14 protein-coding genes and 1 tRNA gene are annotated in these 15,612 nt (G+C 21.4%); 12 read left to right on the plus strand and 3 right to left on the minus strand.

Annotation, left to right across the window (positions count from 1 at the left end; translation table 11 throughout):
• Window positions 1-4: 4 nt before the first annotated feature.
• The 8 genes from hisB (at window position 5) to metG (ending at window position 8,004) form a co-directional block, all read left to right on the plus strand.
• On the plus strand, window positions 5-1,072 hold the full coding sequence (gene hisB / locus BUCNMO_RS00450) for a bifunctional histidinol-phosphatase/imidazoleglycerol-phosphate dehydratase HisB (RefSeq protein WP_158344595.1): 1,068 nt from the start codon (window positions 5-7) through the stop codon (window positions 1,070-1,072).
• A complete protein-coding gene (hisH, locus tag BUCNMO_RS00455; protein WP_158344596.1) occupies window positions 1,072-1,671 on the plus strand; it encodes an imidazole glycerol phosphate synthase subunit HisH in 600 nt (199 codons plus the stop codon). Before hisB ends, hisH begins: the two co-directional genes overlap by 1 nt.
• A 4-nt stretch (window positions 1,672-1,675) precedes the next feature.
• On the plus strand, window positions 1,676-2,425 hold the full coding sequence (gene hisA / locus BUCNMO_RS00460) for a 1-(5-phosphoribosyl)-5-[(5-phosphoribosylamino)methylideneamino]imidazole-4-carboxamide isomerase (protein WP_158344598.1): 750 nt from the start codon (window positions 1,676-1,678) through the stop codon (window positions 2,423-2,425).
• A complete protein-coding gene (gene hisF, locus BUCNMO_RS00465) occupies window positions 2,395-3,171 on the plus strand; it encodes an imidazole glycerol phosphate synthase subunit HisF (RefSeq protein WP_158344600.1) in 777 nt (258 codons plus the stop codon). The genes hisA and hisF overlap by 31 nt, the downstream gene beginning before the upstream one ends.
• Window positions 3,165-3,782: a bifunctional phosphoribosyl-AMP cyclohydrolase/phosphoribosyl-ATP diphosphatase HisIE gene (gene hisIE / locus BUCNMO_RS00470; RefSeq protein ID WP_158344602.1), complete on the plus strand. Its 618-nt coding sequence runs from the start codon at window positions 3,165-3,167 to the stop codon at window positions 3,780-3,782. The genes hisF and hisIE overlap by 7 nt, the downstream gene beginning before the upstream one ends.
• A complete protein-coding gene (locus tag BUCNMO_RS02480; RefSeq protein WP_158345265.1) occupies window positions 3,773-3,829 on the plus strand; it encodes a hypothetical protein in 57 nt (18 codons plus the stop codon). Before hisIE ends, BUCNMO_RS02480 begins: the two co-directional genes overlap by 10 nt.
• 479 nt (window positions 3,830-4,308) lie before the next feature.
• Window positions 4,309-5,727 carry an NADP-dependent phosphogluconate dehydrogenase gene (gndA, locus tag BUCNMO_RS00480; RefSeq protein ID WP_158344604.1) on the plus strand — a complete coding sequence of 473 codons (1,419 nt, stop codon included), beginning with the start codon at window positions 4,309-4,311 and terminating at the stop codon, window positions 5,725-5,727.
• Window positions 5,728-6,351: 624 nt separating this feature from the next.
• Window positions 6,352-8,004: a methionine--tRNA ligase gene (gene metG / locus BUCNMO_RS00485; RefSeq protein ID WP_158344606.1), complete on the plus strand. Its 1,653-nt coding sequence runs from the start codon at window positions 6,352-6,354 to the stop codon at window positions 8,002-8,004.
• An 80-nt stretch (window positions 8,005-8,084) separates the two neighbouring features.
• Here the strand turns inward: metG and tilS are convergent, their stop codons facing one another.
• The 3 genes from tilS to BUCNMO_RS00500 all read right to left on the minus strand — a co-directional run bounded on the left by tilS (window position 8,085) and on the right by BUCNMO_RS00500 (window position 11,018).
• Window positions 8,085-9,383 carry a tRNA lysidine(34) synthetase TilS gene (gene tilS, locus BUCNMO_RS00490; RefSeq protein WP_158344608.1) on the minus strand — a complete coding sequence of 433 codons (1,299 nt, stop codon included), beginning with the start codon at window positions 9,381-9,383 and terminating at the stop codon, window positions 8,085-8,087.
• Between the two features lie 60 nt (window positions 9,384-9,443).
• Window positions 9,444-9,518, minus strand: a tRNA-Ser gene (locus BUCNMO_RS00495).
• Between the two features lie 141 nt (window positions 9,519-9,659).
• Window positions 9,660-11,018: an MATE family efflux transporter gene (locus tag BUCNMO_RS00500; protein WP_158344610.1), complete on the minus strand. Its 1,359-nt coding sequence runs from the start codon at window positions 11,016-11,018 to the stop codon at window positions 9,660-9,662.
• 452 nt (window positions 11,019-11,470) lie between these two features.
• On the opposite strand from BUCNMO_RS00500, the gene BUCNMO_RS00505 reads away from it, so the two are divergent.
• From BUCNMO_RS00505 to priA, 4 genes are all read left to right on the plus strand, one after another.
• Window positions 11,471-12,148 (plus strand): riboflavin synthase subunit alpha, encoded by a 678-nt coding sequence (locus BUCNMO_RS00505; RefSeq protein WP_158344611.1) that lies wholly within the window; start codon window positions 11,471-11,473, stop codon window positions 12,146-12,148.
• Between the two features lie 391 nt (window positions 12,149-12,539).
• Window positions 12,540-13,169 carry an endonuclease III gene (gene nth, locus BUCNMO_RS00510; protein WP_158344613.1) on the plus strand — a complete coding sequence of 210 codons (630 nt, stop codon included), beginning with the start codon at window positions 12,540-12,542 and terminating at the stop codon, window positions 13,167-13,169.
• Window positions 13,170-13,360: 191 nt separating this feature from the next.
• A complete protein-coding gene (locus tag BUCNMO_RS00515; protein WP_158344615.1) occupies window positions 13,361-13,738 on the plus strand; it encodes a hypothetical protein in 378 nt (125 codons plus the stop codon).
• Window positions 13,696-15,564, plus strand: coding sequence for a replication restart helicase PriA (priA, locus tag BUCNMO_RS00520; RefSeq protein ID WP_158344617.1), 1,869 nt, complete (start codon window positions 13,696-13,698; stop codon window positions 15,562-15,564). Before BUCNMO_RS00515 ends, priA begins: the two co-directional genes overlap by 43 nt.
• Window positions 15,565-15,612: the final 48 nt, after the last annotated feature.

Genomic DNA, 15,612 nt, shown 5'->3' on the forward strand with positions numbered 1-15,612 from the left:
AACTATGTTTGAAAAAATTTTGTTTATAGATCGTGATGGTACTCTAATATCCGAACCTAAAAAAAGTTTTCAAGTTGATAATTTTAAAAAGTTAATTTTTGAACCTAACGTTATAACAACGTTATCTATATTAAAAAAAAATCACTATAAATTTGTTATGATTACTAATCAAGATGGATTAGGAAGCAAACAATTTCCATTACATAAATTTAATTTAGTTCATAACTTTATGTTAGATGTATTTTTATCTCAAGGTATAAAATTTAAAGATATATTAATTTGCCCTCATACACTTCAAAATAATTGTATATGTAGGAAACCTCAAATAACAATGCTGAAATCATGGTTAAAAGAAGGATTGTTAGATAAAAATAATAGTTATGTTATAGGTGATAGACAAACTGATATGGAATTAGCTAAAAATATGAATATTACAGGAATACAATATGGTAAGAATATAAGTTGGAACGATATTCAAAAAAAATTAATAAAAAAAAATAGAACATCAAGCATATTTAGACAAACTAAAGAAACTAAAGTACATGTAGAATTAAATTTAGATAATTATAAAAATAGTTTTATTGACACTAAAATAAAATTTTTAGATCATATGTTAGAACAAATAGCTATACATAGTAATATTTATTTAAAAATATATTCTGAAGGCGATTGGAAAACAGATGATCATCATACCGTAGAAGATATAGGTATAGTATTAGGTAAAGCACTTAAACAAGCTATAGGAAATAAATTAGGTATTAACAGATTTGGATTTTTTACTTTACCCATGGACGAAAGTATAGCTAGTTGTATTTTAGATATTTCTGGTAGACCTCACGTTAGTTTTTATGCTACTTTTAAGTATCAAAAAATAGGAGACTTAAGTACAGAAATGATTGAACATTTTTTTCAATCATTATCCTACTCTATGAATATTACAATACATTTAAATGCTATAGGAAAAAATGATCACCATATAGCTGAAAGCCTATTTAAAGCTTTTGGGAGATCACTAAAACAAGCAATTATTATTAAAGGTAATAAATTACCAACTTCAAAGGGAATGCTATAATGTATATTGCTATATTAGATGTTGGTTGCTCAAATTTATCTTCTGTAAAATGGGCTGTTCAAAAATTAGGATATGACGTTGTTATTACTAAAAATTCTTCAACTATTTTAAAATCTCAAAAATTATTAATTCCTGGAGTAGGTACTGCTAAAACAGCAATGCAACATTTATCAATAAATAATTTAGTAGAAATTATTAAAAATTATAAAAAACCAGTTTTAGGAATTTGTTTAGGATTACAATTATTTGGTACATTCAGTACAGAAGGATCTAAACAAACTATAAGTATGTTACAAATTATTAATGAATCAATATCATTATTACATGTAAAAAATTTACCTTTACCTCATACTGGATGGAATACAGTATTTACTACTGTAAACAATCATTTTTTACTCAAAGGTATTACTAAAAAATCTTATTTTTATTTTTTACATAGTTATGCTATGAATTTAAATAAATATACCGTTGCTCAAACTTATTATGGTCAATATTTTTCATCAATTATACAAAAAAACAATTTTTTTGGAGTACAATTTCATCCTGAAAAATCAGGAAATTGTGGATCCATTTTATTAAAAAATTTTTTAGAGACATAAATTTATGATTATTCCTGCTTTAGATTTATTTAACGGAAAGGTCGTTAGGTTATATAAAGGTAATTATCAAAAAATGAAATTTTATTCACATACAATAGAATTTTTCTTAGAAAAATATAAATCATCACAAATAAATTATTTACATATTGTTGATTTGAATGGTGCTTTGAATCCTAATACTAATCAATTTAATTTATTAAGCAAATTAGCAAAAAACACTAACATTTCTTTACAAGTAGGAGGAGGAATTCGCACAAATGCAAATATAGAAAAATTATTATTATCGGGAATAAAACGTATAGTTGTTAGTTCTGCTGCTATAACAAATAATCAAAATTTAAAAAATTGGTTAAGTTATTATGGAAGTAATTCTATTGTTTTAGCATTAGATTTAAAAATTAATACAAATAATCTTAAAGAAATATATACTCATGCTTGGAAAAAATCCACTGGAATTACTTTAGAAACATTAATTTCTCAATATTCTGAATTTGGTTTAAAACATGTTTTATGTACTGACATATCTAAAGATGGTACATTAAATGGACCTAATATAAAATTATATAATGAAATTGCTAGACTATTTAAACATATTCATTTCCAGGCTTCTGGAGGTGTTGGATCATTAACAGATATCATTGCTTTAAAAAAAACTAATGTACAAGACATAATAATTGGAAAAGCATTACTAGAAAAAAAATTTAATCTACAAGAGGCTATTAAATGCTGGCAAAGCGCATCATTCCATGTTTAGACGTTAAAGACGGATTAGTAGTAAAAGGAATAAAATTTTGCAAACATAAAATTGTAGGAAATATATTACCGCTAGTTCAACGTTATTTAGAAGAAGGAGCTGATGAAATAGTATTTTATGATATCTTAGCATCTTCTCAAAAAAAATTACTTGATAAAGTGTGGATATCTAAAATTGCAGAAAAAATTAATATTCCTTTCTGCGTTGCTGGAGGTATTAAATCATTAAAAGATGTAAAAAATATTTTATCATTAGGAGCAGATAAAATATCTATAAATTCACCTGCAATACAAAATCCAACTTTAATAAGTAGAATTGCGGATCGTTTTGGAGTTCAATGTGTAGTAGTAGGTATAGATTCTTGGTTTAATAAAAAATTGAATATATATGAAGTATATCAATATACAGGCGACATTAAAAGTATTTGCAATACACATTTAGAAACTATTGAATGGGTGGATAAAGTGCAAAAATTAGGAGCAGGAGAAATAGTACTGAATATGATGAATCAAGATGGTATTAAAAAAGGATATGATATACCACAACTTAAAGAAATCAAAAAAAATTCTCATGTTCCTATAATTGCTTCAGGAGGGGCAGGTTTATCAAATCATTTTTATGAAGTTTTTGATCAAACTAATGTCGATGGAGCATTAGCAGCATCTGTTTTTCATGATAACTCTATTAATATAAAAGAATTAAAACATTTTTTATACAATAAAGGAATTACAATCAGACTATGTTAAACAAGTTACAATTATCAACTATAGATTGGAAAAAAATCAAAGGACTTATTCCAGTTATTATTCAAAGTCATGCCTCAGGAGAAGTGTTAATGCACGGCTATATGAATAAATTGGCACTAAAAACAACAATTCAAAAAAAAATAGTAACATTTTTTTCCAGAACAAAACAACGTTTATGGACAAAAGGGGAAACTTCTGGAAACTTTTTGAAAGTCATCGATATTTTTTCTGATTGTGATAATGATACTTTATTAATTAAAGTTTTCCCTATAGGTAAAACTTGTCATTTTTTAAAAAATAGTTGTTTTAATTTACAAATTACAGATAACAGTTTTTTGTTTTATTTTGAAAAAATGTTAGAAGAAAAAAAGAAATCAAATTCAATTAATTCTTATACCTCAAATTTATTTTCTAAAGGTGTTAAAAGAATAGCTCAAAAAGTAGGAGAAGAAGCGGTAGAAGTGATTTTAGCAGCTATGGTAAAAAATAATAATAAAGAATTAATTGATGAAACTACTGATTTATTTTATCATTTATTAGTATTGTTACATAGTAAAAATATAAGTTTTAGAGAAATTATTTGTAATTTAAAAAAACGCAGTTGTATTTAACAATTATAATTATAACTTTTATTATCCTTATATATAAACACATATAATACATATGTGAATAACATACAATATGATAATATATTTTTTTTAAAAAAAATAATAATAAACATATCATATTTAAATACACATTTTATAAAACGGATACTTTTAACATGAATTATTAAATATAAATTAATGAATATTTTAAAAATATTTAAATAATATATCATATATTTTGAAAAAACTAAAATGTATAAAAACATATACTGATATACATTGTGTTACATATATATATTTTATATTATTTACTGAACCATAGTATGTAATTTATATATATATGAAATTTGTATTTTAATTATTTTGTTTTTTTAAAAAAAACTAAAAAAATTTTCATCAATATAAATTACATTTTTTTTTACTATATTAAACATTATTCAAACATAATTTTTTTCATTAAATTTAAATTTTTCACTTTTTAAATTAATAGCTATTATATAAACTTTATATAATATAAAATTATAGTATGTTACAGTTACAAGGGAAAATTATGATCAAACAAAAAATTGGTATTGTAGGAATGGCTGTAATGGGACGTAATTTAGCTTTAAATATTGCAAATAATAATTATACAGTATCTATTTATAATAGATCTTCTGAAAAAACAAAAAAAATTATACTAAAACATCCAAAAAAAAATTTACATCCATTTTATACTATTAAAGATTTCGTTAATTCATTAATAAAACCAAGATGCATTTTAATTATGGTTCAAGCTGGTTTAGCTACTGATAATGTTATTCAATCAATAATTCCATATTTAGATAAAAAAGATATGTTAATTGATGGAGGTAATGCTTTTTATAAAGATACTATTCGTAGAAATTATGAATTATCAAATCAAGGATTTTATTTTATAGGTGCTGGTATTTCAGGTGGTTCAGAAGGAGCCCTCAAAGGTCCTGCAATAATGCCTGGAGGTAATAAAAAAGCATATGATTTAATTCAACCAATGCTATACACAATATCAGCTAAATCAAAAGGAGAACCTTGTGTAAATTATATTGGACCAGATGGTTCGGGACATTATGTTAAGATGGTACATAATGGAATAGAATATAGCGATATGCAATTAATTGCAGAAGTATATTTTGTATTAAAAAAGTTATTAAAAATAGGTAATCAAGAATTGTCAAAAATTTTTGATGAGTGGAATAAAGGAGAACTAAACAGCTATTTAATTGAAATTACAAAAGACATTTTAATAAAAAAAGATGACTGTGGAAATTTTTTATTAGATTATGTATTAGATCAAGCTTCTAATAAAGGCACAGGAAAATGGACTAGTCAAAGTGCTTTGGATTTAAATGAACCATTATCTTTAATTACTGAATCTGTTTTTTTCCGTTATTTATCTTCTTTAAAATTGCAAAGAAAAATAGCATCAACTGTTTTGAAAGGTCCTAATATCAATTATATAATTAACAATTCACATAAATTGATTGAACAAATAAGACAATCATTATATTTAAGTAAAATTATTTCATATGCTCAAGGTTTTTCACAACTAAACACAGCTTCAAATAAATATCAATGGAATTTAAAATTTAAAAATATTGCAAAAATTTTTCGTTCAGGGTGTATTATCCGTGCCAGTTTTTTACAAAAAATAATAGAAGCATATACAGATAATACCAATCTTATAAATATTTTATTACATCCATATTTTAAAGACATTTCAAACAAATACCAATTATCTTTAAGAAAAATTGTGTCTATAGCGGTGGAAAATGGAATTCCTATACCTGCATTATCAGCTGCTATTGCATATTTTGATAGTTATAGATCTAATTTATTACCATCAAATTTAATTCAAGCACAAAGAGATTATTTTGGATCACATATGTACCAGAGAATTGATAAGGACGGCTTATTTCATACAAATTGGCGTAATGAACGTACAATATAAAATATATGATAATATAAAAAAAATATATACGCACAAAATATGTATCTTAAATACAAAAAATTATATGTTTTGTATTTAAATTAATTCGAAAACAATATTTTTAAATTACCACTAACGTTAAATACTTTACTTATATAAATATAAATAAATTGTTTAAAATAATAAGTATTACTTTGATTATTATCATTACTAATGATAATAATCAAAGTATACTTAAAATAAAATTAATTTATTAAATATGATATTAACTAAGCAATAAATTTAAACCTAATATTTTTTACATAACATTTTTGAAACATTAGTTTAAATAAACATTAATAGTAAATTACTATTAAGAAATAGTTAATAATGTTAATACTTTTTAAAAAAAAATAAATATATTCTCATAATATGTAATAAGTAAACATGTAAAAAAAAGTTATTATAAGCAGATTTGTTTAATAATATAACATCTATTATCGTTTTTTATTAAAAATATCTATATATATATTATTAAATGTATCCATACATAAATAAATAAATTTAAACATTATATTTACAATATATTTATTTCAATAATTATGATATATGTATAAATTACAATTTAATATTCTATAAAAATAACTATTTATTTTTTAATTAAAAATGACAATTAATAATTTAAAAAAAATGTTAGTTACCTGTGCATTTCCATATGCTAATGGATCTATTCATTTAGGTCACATTTTAGAACAAGTACAAGCAGATATTTGGGTTAGATTTCAAAGAATGAAAGGACATGAATTATGGTTTATTTGTGCAGATGATTCTCATGGCACAGCAATTATGCTAAAAGCACAAGAAGAAAATATTTCTCCTGAAAATTTAATTAACAAAAGTTTAAAAGAACATAAATCTGATTTTATTAAATTTTCTATAATACATGATAATTATCATACTACACATAGTAAAGAAAATAAGTTTTATGTAAAAAAAATTTATCAAATATTACAAAAAAAAAAATTAATTATAACAAAAACAATTAGTCAATTTTATGACATAAATAAAAAAATATTTTTACCAGATAGATTTATTAAAGGTTCATGTCCTGTTTGTTACGCTATAAATCAATATGGAGACCATTGTGATCAATGTAGTTCCATTTATAACGCAATTGATTTAATTAAACCAATATCAATTTTATCTAAAACATCTCCAATATTAAAAAAATCTCTTCATTTATTTTTCGATTTACCTCAATTTAGTAATTTTTTGAAATTATGGATTACTTCAGGAGTATTACAAATACAAATAATTAACAAAATTAAAGAATGGTTTGCTATCGGTTTAAAGCAATGGAATATCTCAAGAGATGCTCCATATTTTGGTTTTAAAATTCCTGGATATGAAGACAAATATTTTTACGTATGGTTAGATGCTCCTATTGGTTATATAAGTACATTTAAAAACTTATGTAATAATAAAACAATGTTAGAAATTAATGAATATTGGAATAAATATTCAAAAACTGAATTATATCATTTCATAGGAAAAGACATAATTTATTTTCACAGTTTATTCTGGCCAGCAATATTAAAAGCTTGTTCTCTAAGACAACCAACTAAAATTTTTGTTCATGGATATGTGACAATTAATGGAAATAAATTATCTAAATCTAAAGGTTCTCTTATTAACGCTAATCAATGGTTAAAACATTTAGATTCAGATAGTTTACGTTATTATTACGCTTCTAAATTATCTTCTAATATTAAAGATATTGAAATTAATTTAGAAGATTTTTATAAAAAAATTAATTCAGACATAGTTAATAAAATAGTTAATTTAGCGTCTCGTTGTGCTAAATTTATTAATAAATACTGTGATAATACATTATCTAATGTATTACTAGACTATAAAATACATAAAAATTTTGTATCTTCTTCATCGATAATTGAAAAACTTTTTAAAAATAGAGAATACAACAAAGCTATTCGAGAAGTAATTAAACAAACTAATTTTGCAAATCAATATATTACTAATAAATCTCCTTGGATACTTTTTAAAGATAAAAAAAATAAAAAACACGTTCATATGATTTATTCAATGGGTATCAATTTTTTTAAAATAATAATGACTTGGTTAAAACCTATAATTCCTAATTTGTCACAAAAATCAGAAAATTTCCTAAAAGTGAATTTACAATGGAGCAATATTCATATACCTCTTTTAAATCACAAAATTTCTTTATTCGTTCCACTTTATGAAAAAATCGATTATAAAAAAATAATAGCTATGAAAAAATATTTAAATAAAAATTAATAATCTTTTTATTAAAATATTTTATATGCGTTAGATTAATACATTTGTTATTGATAATAATTTTTCATGAAAAATTATTATCAAAAACATCGATCCCAACAAATAGTCCACATTTTATTTTCTTTCAATAATTTTTGTTTATTTACAAATATTCCAATAGCAGATATAAATTTGTTATTATAAAACAAAAGTGGAGTAATTTCTCTTTTCCAAGGAGGTATACTTAATTCTTGTAATATTTTTTTAAACGTTCTTTTTTTATGCCTACCAACAATAGACAATTTACCTTGATATTGAAAACGAATATTTATCAAATCATTTTTATTTGGCTGAATCATTTGATTACCATATTTGTGGATTGTCAACTTTCCTAAATTAAAAGGCAAAACTAATGTTTGGGTAGGATTGTGCCAGAAAATTATTAAATTTTTAAGCGACAATGGTATATCAGGTATACAATAAATAATGTTTCGGTATTTACGAATTTGATATTTATAAAATACTAATTTAGGATTAGCTTCATTTTTGCTATTAATAACTTCATAATAAATTTTTTGTATTTTTTTATAGGAAATGTATTTTTTAGTAATTTTGTAAATCCATTCTCTTAAAATAAGGTTTCTATACTCCTCTGCAATATAAATAAACTCATGAACTTTTAATGACAAATTATTTAAAATATATTTTGATAATAGATTTTTAGCAACATTTTTAACGATTACTTCTGTATTTTTACAAATATTAGCAGTAGTTAAACAACTTTTAATAAAACTAGGCCACCGTTTATCAATTATAGGAATAACTTTTAGTCTTAAAAAATTTCTATCATATTTTATATTGTTATTACTATGATCAGTTATCCATAATAATTTTTTTTTTTTAGCCCAATTTTGTATAGTTGTTTTAGATACCTTTAATAAAGGTCTAATAATTTTGTTATGTCCTAAATTAGAGCATTCAGTTATTCCTTTTAATCCATTAGGACCACTACCTCTTTTTAAAGCTAAAAACATCGTTTCTACTTGATCATTTAAATGATGAGCAGTTACAAGAACTTCTTGTGGTAAAATACATTTTTTAATTAATGTATATCTTATTGTTCTTAATTGACATTCTATATTACTAGTTATCTTTTTAGTAATAGTCTCTATTACAATTGGAATGGAATGTCTTTTACATTCTTCTTTGCAATGTTGAACCCATTTATCTGAATTATAATCCATATTATGATTAATATGTATAGCTCTAATAATTAAATTTTTATTATTTTTTTTAAGATTTATAAATTGATGTAATAATACCGTTGAATCTATTCCTCCACTATAAGCTATTAAAATAGAACTATTAAAAGTAATATATTTAAATATATGTTTAATCAAAATTTCACCAAGTACAATTTTTTTAGAGTTATTAATATGATTTCAAGAATACAAATTTGATACGTCCGAGTGGATTTGAACCACTGCCACCCATCATGTCATAATGGAGCTCTAACCAAACTGAGCTACGGACGTATTTTATATGTTAAATATATAAAAATATTACTTTAACTGTTATTTTTTATCAACATAAATTTATTAATATTTTATATCAATTTAATATATGTTATATAAAACAAATTATTTTTAAAAACTATATTTTTAAAATAATTTATTTTATAAATATAATAACGTTCTCTTTTGAAGGTATAATATACGACATATCATCATAATAGATCCAAATGTTAAAGCAACCATAATACCTATCCAAAATCCAATTGATCCTAAAGAAGGAATAAAAATGTTAGTTAATGCAAGCATATAGCCTAAAGGAAATCCTATAATCCAATAAGAAATTAATGTAATAAAAAAAATTCCAAAAGTGTCTTTATATCCTCTAAGAATACCATTTCCTATAATTTGTACAAAATCTAAACATTGATACATAGCAGATACTAACAAAATATTTTCTGCTTTTTTTACAATAAGAATATTACTTGTATATAAAGCAACAATTTTATCTTTAAATAATAAAATAAGAATAGTTTCAATAATTGATATAACTAATCCAAGTGTTTGTATAGAAAAAATGGTAGTATGTACTTTATCAATAGACTTTTGACCTATATGTAATCCTACTCTAATAGCAGCAGCTGTTCCTAACGATAATGGGATTACAAATATTAAAGAACTAAAATTTAATGCTATTTGATGTGCTACAATTTGTATTAAATTCATAGAAGAAACTGAAATAGTAATCGCTGAAAAAAGAACAACTTCAAAAAATAAAGCAGTTGCAATTGGTAAACCAACTCTTAACAAATATATAATCGTTTTTAGATGAGGTAATGAAAAAATATTTGTGCAATATAAATTAATTTTTGAAAGTTTTTTATATGCCCATATATTTATAAAAATATACATCAACCAATATACTATTGCTGTTGCAAGTCCACATCCAATACACCCTAATGCAGGCATACATACTTTCCCATATACAAAAATATAATTTAATATAACATTAATAACTAGACCTATTAACCCTACTATCATAGCAGGCTTAGGTTTTGATAACCCTTCAAATTTATTTTTTATAATTTGAAAATATAAGTACCCAGGAGTCCCCCACATTAATGCTTTTAAATAAGATGCACTTTTTTTTGCTAAGATAGGATCTATCTGATGAACAATATTAATTAAAAATTCAGAATGCCAAAGTATTAAAATTATCAATAATGATGTAAAAGTAGCTATGTAATAACTATGTTTAACATGTAGAACTATATTCTTTTCATTATTTTTAATACCGTTCATACGGGAAATAATAGGTGTTAGAGCTAAAAGTAATCCGTGTCCAAACAAAATAATTGGAGACCATATCGAAGCACCTATAACAATAGCTGACATATCTGTTGAACTAACTTTACTAGCTATTATAGTATCAATAAATCCCATACCAGTTTGCGTCATTTGAGCTAATATCAATGGAATTGTAATAATTATTATTGCTTTAATTTCTCGAAAATATTTATACACTTGTATACCTTTTTTTGAAATTATATATATAATATATTTGATATTATATAAAGAATATAATATTTTAGTGCAAAATTTTTTAATTTTTTAACAAAAAAATATTTTTTTATTTTGAACACAAAGTATAAATGTATAATTCTGAAATAATTAATATTATAAATATATATATTTTATATTACAATATTCAAGTAAGTTTATATAATTCTAAAAAATAAAAAGTAAATTAATATTTAGAAATAAAAAAATTTATTTTTAGCATTTAGAATAAACAAAAAGTTTAATACTTATTAAAACATTAAGTAGATTCATAATATTTAAAATAAATAAAAAATTCATAAATTATTAATTTAAATAAAAAATACATTCTTACATATTTTTTCAAAATACGTAATAATATTTTTTTATTAAAAAATTAATTAAATTTTTAACAATATTTTATTTAAGGATTTATAATGTTTACTGGAATTATAGAAGGTTACGGTACAGTTTTTAAAATTAAAAAAGAAAATTGTTTCATTACTTATACAATAAAAGTTCCTATTTTTTTATCAAAAAAATTAAAGTTAGGAGCCTCTATAGCTAATAATGGTTGTTGTTTAACTATTACTGATATTAATAATCTATTTGTCAGTTTTGATATTATAAAAGAATCTTTAGATAAAACTAATTTAAAATATTTACAAGTAAATGATTTAGTTAATCTCGAAAGATCATTGAAAATAGGTAACGAAATAGGAGGCCATTTAATTTTAGGGCATATTTCAGGAATAGCAAAAATATGTAATATTAGCATCAATCATAAATATACAAAAATATGGATACAAATAATAGACGTTATACTCATGAAATATATTTTTTATAAAGGATGCATTTGTATAAATGGAGTAAGTCTTACTATAAGTACAGTATTACCTAATAATTTGTTTTGTGTTTATTTAATACCTGAAACTTTATCTCGAACAAATTTTAAAACAATTTCTTTAAATCAATTTGTAAATATAGAAATTGATTATATAACTCAAATAGTAGTAGATTCAATAGAACGATTGAAATTAAAAAATATAACTGACATAAAACATAATCTTTTTAAATCAATCAATAAGTTAATATCAACTTTTAAAAATAATTAAATTACTAAAAAAATCCACAAAATTATTTGACATTTTAATAAAAAAATTTAATTTTTTTTAAATATATAAATTTAAAAAATTTAATAAAAAAATTATTATTCTAAAAAACATAATATTATTAAAAAATTTTTTAAAATAATAAATATATTTTAAATTAATTAAAAATCATTACATATTTAACATACATTCTTAAATAATTACTTAAAAAAATATTTTGAATACAAAAAATGTTTTTATAAAAATTATTTGTAAGTAAATTTTAATGAAAAATTGATTTTTTTAACTCAATATATAATTTTTTATCATTTCTTATTATTTTTTATTTACTAAAAATAATATGAATAACAAGTAAATATATTATATTTACAATAAAATACATAAGAATAAACTATTGAATAATAACAAACGTATTAAAATATTAAAAATTTTTCAATTAAATAATAAATTCCCTTTAACAGAATTATATTTTAATTCAAACTTTCAATTATTAATATCAGTAATGTTATCAGCTCAAGCAACTGATAAAAATGTTAATAAAGTTACTAAAAAATTATACAATTATATTAAAGAACCAAAAGATATTCTTTTAATGGGAATAAATACTTTAAGAACATATATTAAAAGTGTTGGGTTATATAATATAAAATCATCTAATATCATTAAAACTTGTCATATATTAATAAATAAACATCATGGGAAAATACCTAATAGTAGAAAACAATTAGAAATGTTACCAGGAGTAGGAAGAAAAACAGCAAATGTTATTTTAAACACTATTTTTAAAAAGAAAACTATTGCTGTTGATACACATGTTTTTAGAGTATGTAATAGAACTAAATTCGTTATAGGTAGTAATGTAAAAGAAATAGAATATAAATTAATTAAAGTGGTACCTGATAATTTTAAACTAAATTTTCATAATTGGTTTTTACTTCATGGACGATATATTTGTCAAGCTAAATGGCCTAAATGTAATATATGTAACATAAATATGTATTGTGAATATCATAAAAAAAAATAATATATATGTAGCATACATGTTATCAAATAAATTAATACTTTAAACAAAACTAATTACTATTTTTGATATCTGTAATCATTATTAAAATATTTAATTATTTACATTTTATTGAATGATAGACTTGCTATATATACATTATATATCTTAAAATATTCAGACATTATTAAATATTTTTTTATTGGATTTTATTTGTGATAATTGTAGAAGTTGCGTTACCTTTACCTATAAAAAATAATTTTTTTTATTCATTTCCTAAATCAGAAATTTGTCCTGTTATTGGTAGTAGAGTTATAGTACCTTTCAATAATAGTCAATTAATTGGAATAATTGTTTCCATTAATAACAATAAAACATATTCATTTAAATTAAAAAAAATAATTTCTATAATAGATCAACAATCAATTTTTACACCATCTACATGGAATTTAATATTGTGGTGTACCGACTATTATCAATGTCATATTAGCTTTATTATATTTAACTTTATACCTTACCTATTAAAAAAAGGTAAAACTTTAAAAAAAAAATGTGCTACAAATGTAAAATTACTAAAAAAGGTAATTCTTTAAATAATAGTAAATTACAAAATCAACCTAAACAATTACGCGCTTTATTAATTTTAAAAAAACAATCAATTCTTATTAGTAATTTACATAAATACAAAATATCAACTTATGTGCTAAATATACTACTTAGAAAAAAATTATGTTATATACACCAATCCTTAATAAAAAAAAAAAATTGGAAACATTTAATTTTAACAAAAAATATATATTACAAGTTGACTAATAATAATATTTTAAAGTTAAAACCAATTGTTCAAAATAATACTAAATTTAAATCTTTCGTTATTAAAATAAATACAATATACGATAAAGAAGAAGTTTACATATTTTTATTATTTGAATATTTAAAAAAAGGTTTAAAAACATTAATTTTAGTACCTAATATAGATTATATTTATAATTTAAGCAAATTTTTACAAAAAAGATTACAAATACCAATTGATATTTATCACACACACATTACTGAAACTAAAAAATTAATTTTATGGAATAAATGTAAAACTGAAGAAGCTGCAATTATTATATCTACTTCAGAAGGAATTTTCCTTCCAATAATTAATTTAGGTATAATCATAGTTAATGAAGAAAGTAACTTGTCTTATAAAATCACTAAAAAATGGACGTTTAATACTAAAAATTTAGCTATTATGAGATCTTATAAAGAAAATATACCAATTATTTTAGAAGGAAATGAACTTTCTTTAGAAACATTGCATAATATAAATATAAAAAAATTTAATTTAATTACAATTAATTCAAAATATGAATCGTTTTTTGTAAAAAAAATAAATCAAACATTAATTGATATAAATCATAAACAATGTAAAGGTATTTTTTCTATTGAACTAATTGAAAAAGTACAAAAATATTTACTTAATAATCAACAAGTTTGTTTTGTAACTGATAATATATCTAATGCAATAACTGTATTGCAGTGTTCTAATTGCAACGTAATAATGAAATGTCAATATTGTCATCAATACTATGAATATAGTAAACATTATCAAGAATTATCTTGCAAATATTGTTTTTTTAAAAAAAATGAACCTTTTTTTTGCACTATTTGTAATTCGTCAAATTATATTCTTATAAAATATAATGTAAGTTTACTAAAAGATAGTATTAAGAAAATTTTTTTTGATTTCCCAATCATACATATTACTAACGATTCTACAATGTTTTTAAATAAACATTTAATAAATAAATTTCAATTAAAACATAACAATCCATGTATTATTTTAGGAAATAATGATACATTAACAAAATATAAATTAGACAAAATAAAATGTTTAATTTTTTTAAATATCGATGTATACTTTAGAAGTAATAATTTCAGATCACCAGAATATTTTGGACAAAAATATTATTCTACACTTAGAAAAGTTAGTAACTTTTACACCATTAATACTGAAGTTTTAATACAATCCAAAATGTTTAAAAATGCATTAATTCAAAAATTAATTACAAGTAATTATGAAAAATTTTCTTCAACATTATTAAAAATAAGAAGAAAATATGATTTACCTCCATATACTCGTCACATAATAATTACTATTAAAAGCAAAAAATATGAATTTTTAACCATGTTTTTCAAAAAGTATTATAAATTTTTAATTACATATTCTTTGAATTATAAAAATAATTTATGGGTTGTAAAATCCGACATTATTTATTTTAACAAATATTTTAGCACCTTTTATACAACAATATTATTAGTTCATCCTTCAGTAATTTTTTTAAAAAAACTATCGAAACAATCTATAATTTTTATTAATACAAAACTTTTTTTTAAACATATACAATTAACATTTGATATGGATCCAATATAGATACATTTATAATATAAATATGCAAATTAAATTTTCAATCATATTTTA

It is taken from the genome of Buchnera aphidicola (Nipponaphis monzeni) (genome assembly GCF_006741185.1).
Lineage (GTDB): Bacteria > Pseudomonadota > Gammaproteobacteria > Enterobacterales > Enterobacteriaceae > Buchnera_H > Buchnera_H aphidicola_T.

Excerpts from the sequence above, each read along its gene's own strand:
- hisB (WP_158344595.1), top strand. The coding sequence starts at position 5 with ATGTTTGAAAAAATTTTGTTTATAGATCGTGATGGTACTCTAATATCC.
- hisH (WP_158344596.1), top strand. The coding sequence starts at position 1,072 with ATGTATATTGCTATATTAGATGTTGGTTGCTCAAATTTATCTTCTGTA.
- hisA (WP_158344598.1), top strand. The coding sequence starts at position 1,676 with ATGATTATTCCTGCTTTAGATTTATTTAACGGAAAGGTCGTTAGGTTA.
- hisF (WP_158344600.1), top strand. The coding sequence starts at position 2,395 with ATGCTGGCAAAGCGCATCATTCCATGTTTAGACGTTAAAGACGGATTA.
- hisIE (WP_158344602.1), top strand. The coding sequence starts at position 3,165 with ATGTTAAACAAGTTACAATTATCAACTATAGATTGGAAAAAAATCAAA.
- gndA (WP_158344604.1), top strand. The coding sequence starts at position 4,309 with ATGATCAAACAAAAAATTGGTATTGTAGGAATGGCTGTAATGGGACGT.
- metG (WP_158344606.1), top strand. The coding sequence starts at position 6,352 with ATGACAATTAATAATTTAAAAAAAATGTTAGTTACCTGTGCATTTCCA.
- BUCNMO_RS00505 (WP_158344611.1), top strand. The coding sequence starts at position 11,471 with ATGTTTACTGGAATTATAGAAGGTTACGGTACAGTTTTTAAAATTAAA.
- priA (WP_158344617.1), top strand. The coding sequence starts at position 13,696 with ATGTGCTACAAATGTAAAATTACTAAAAAAGGTAATTCTTTAAATAAT.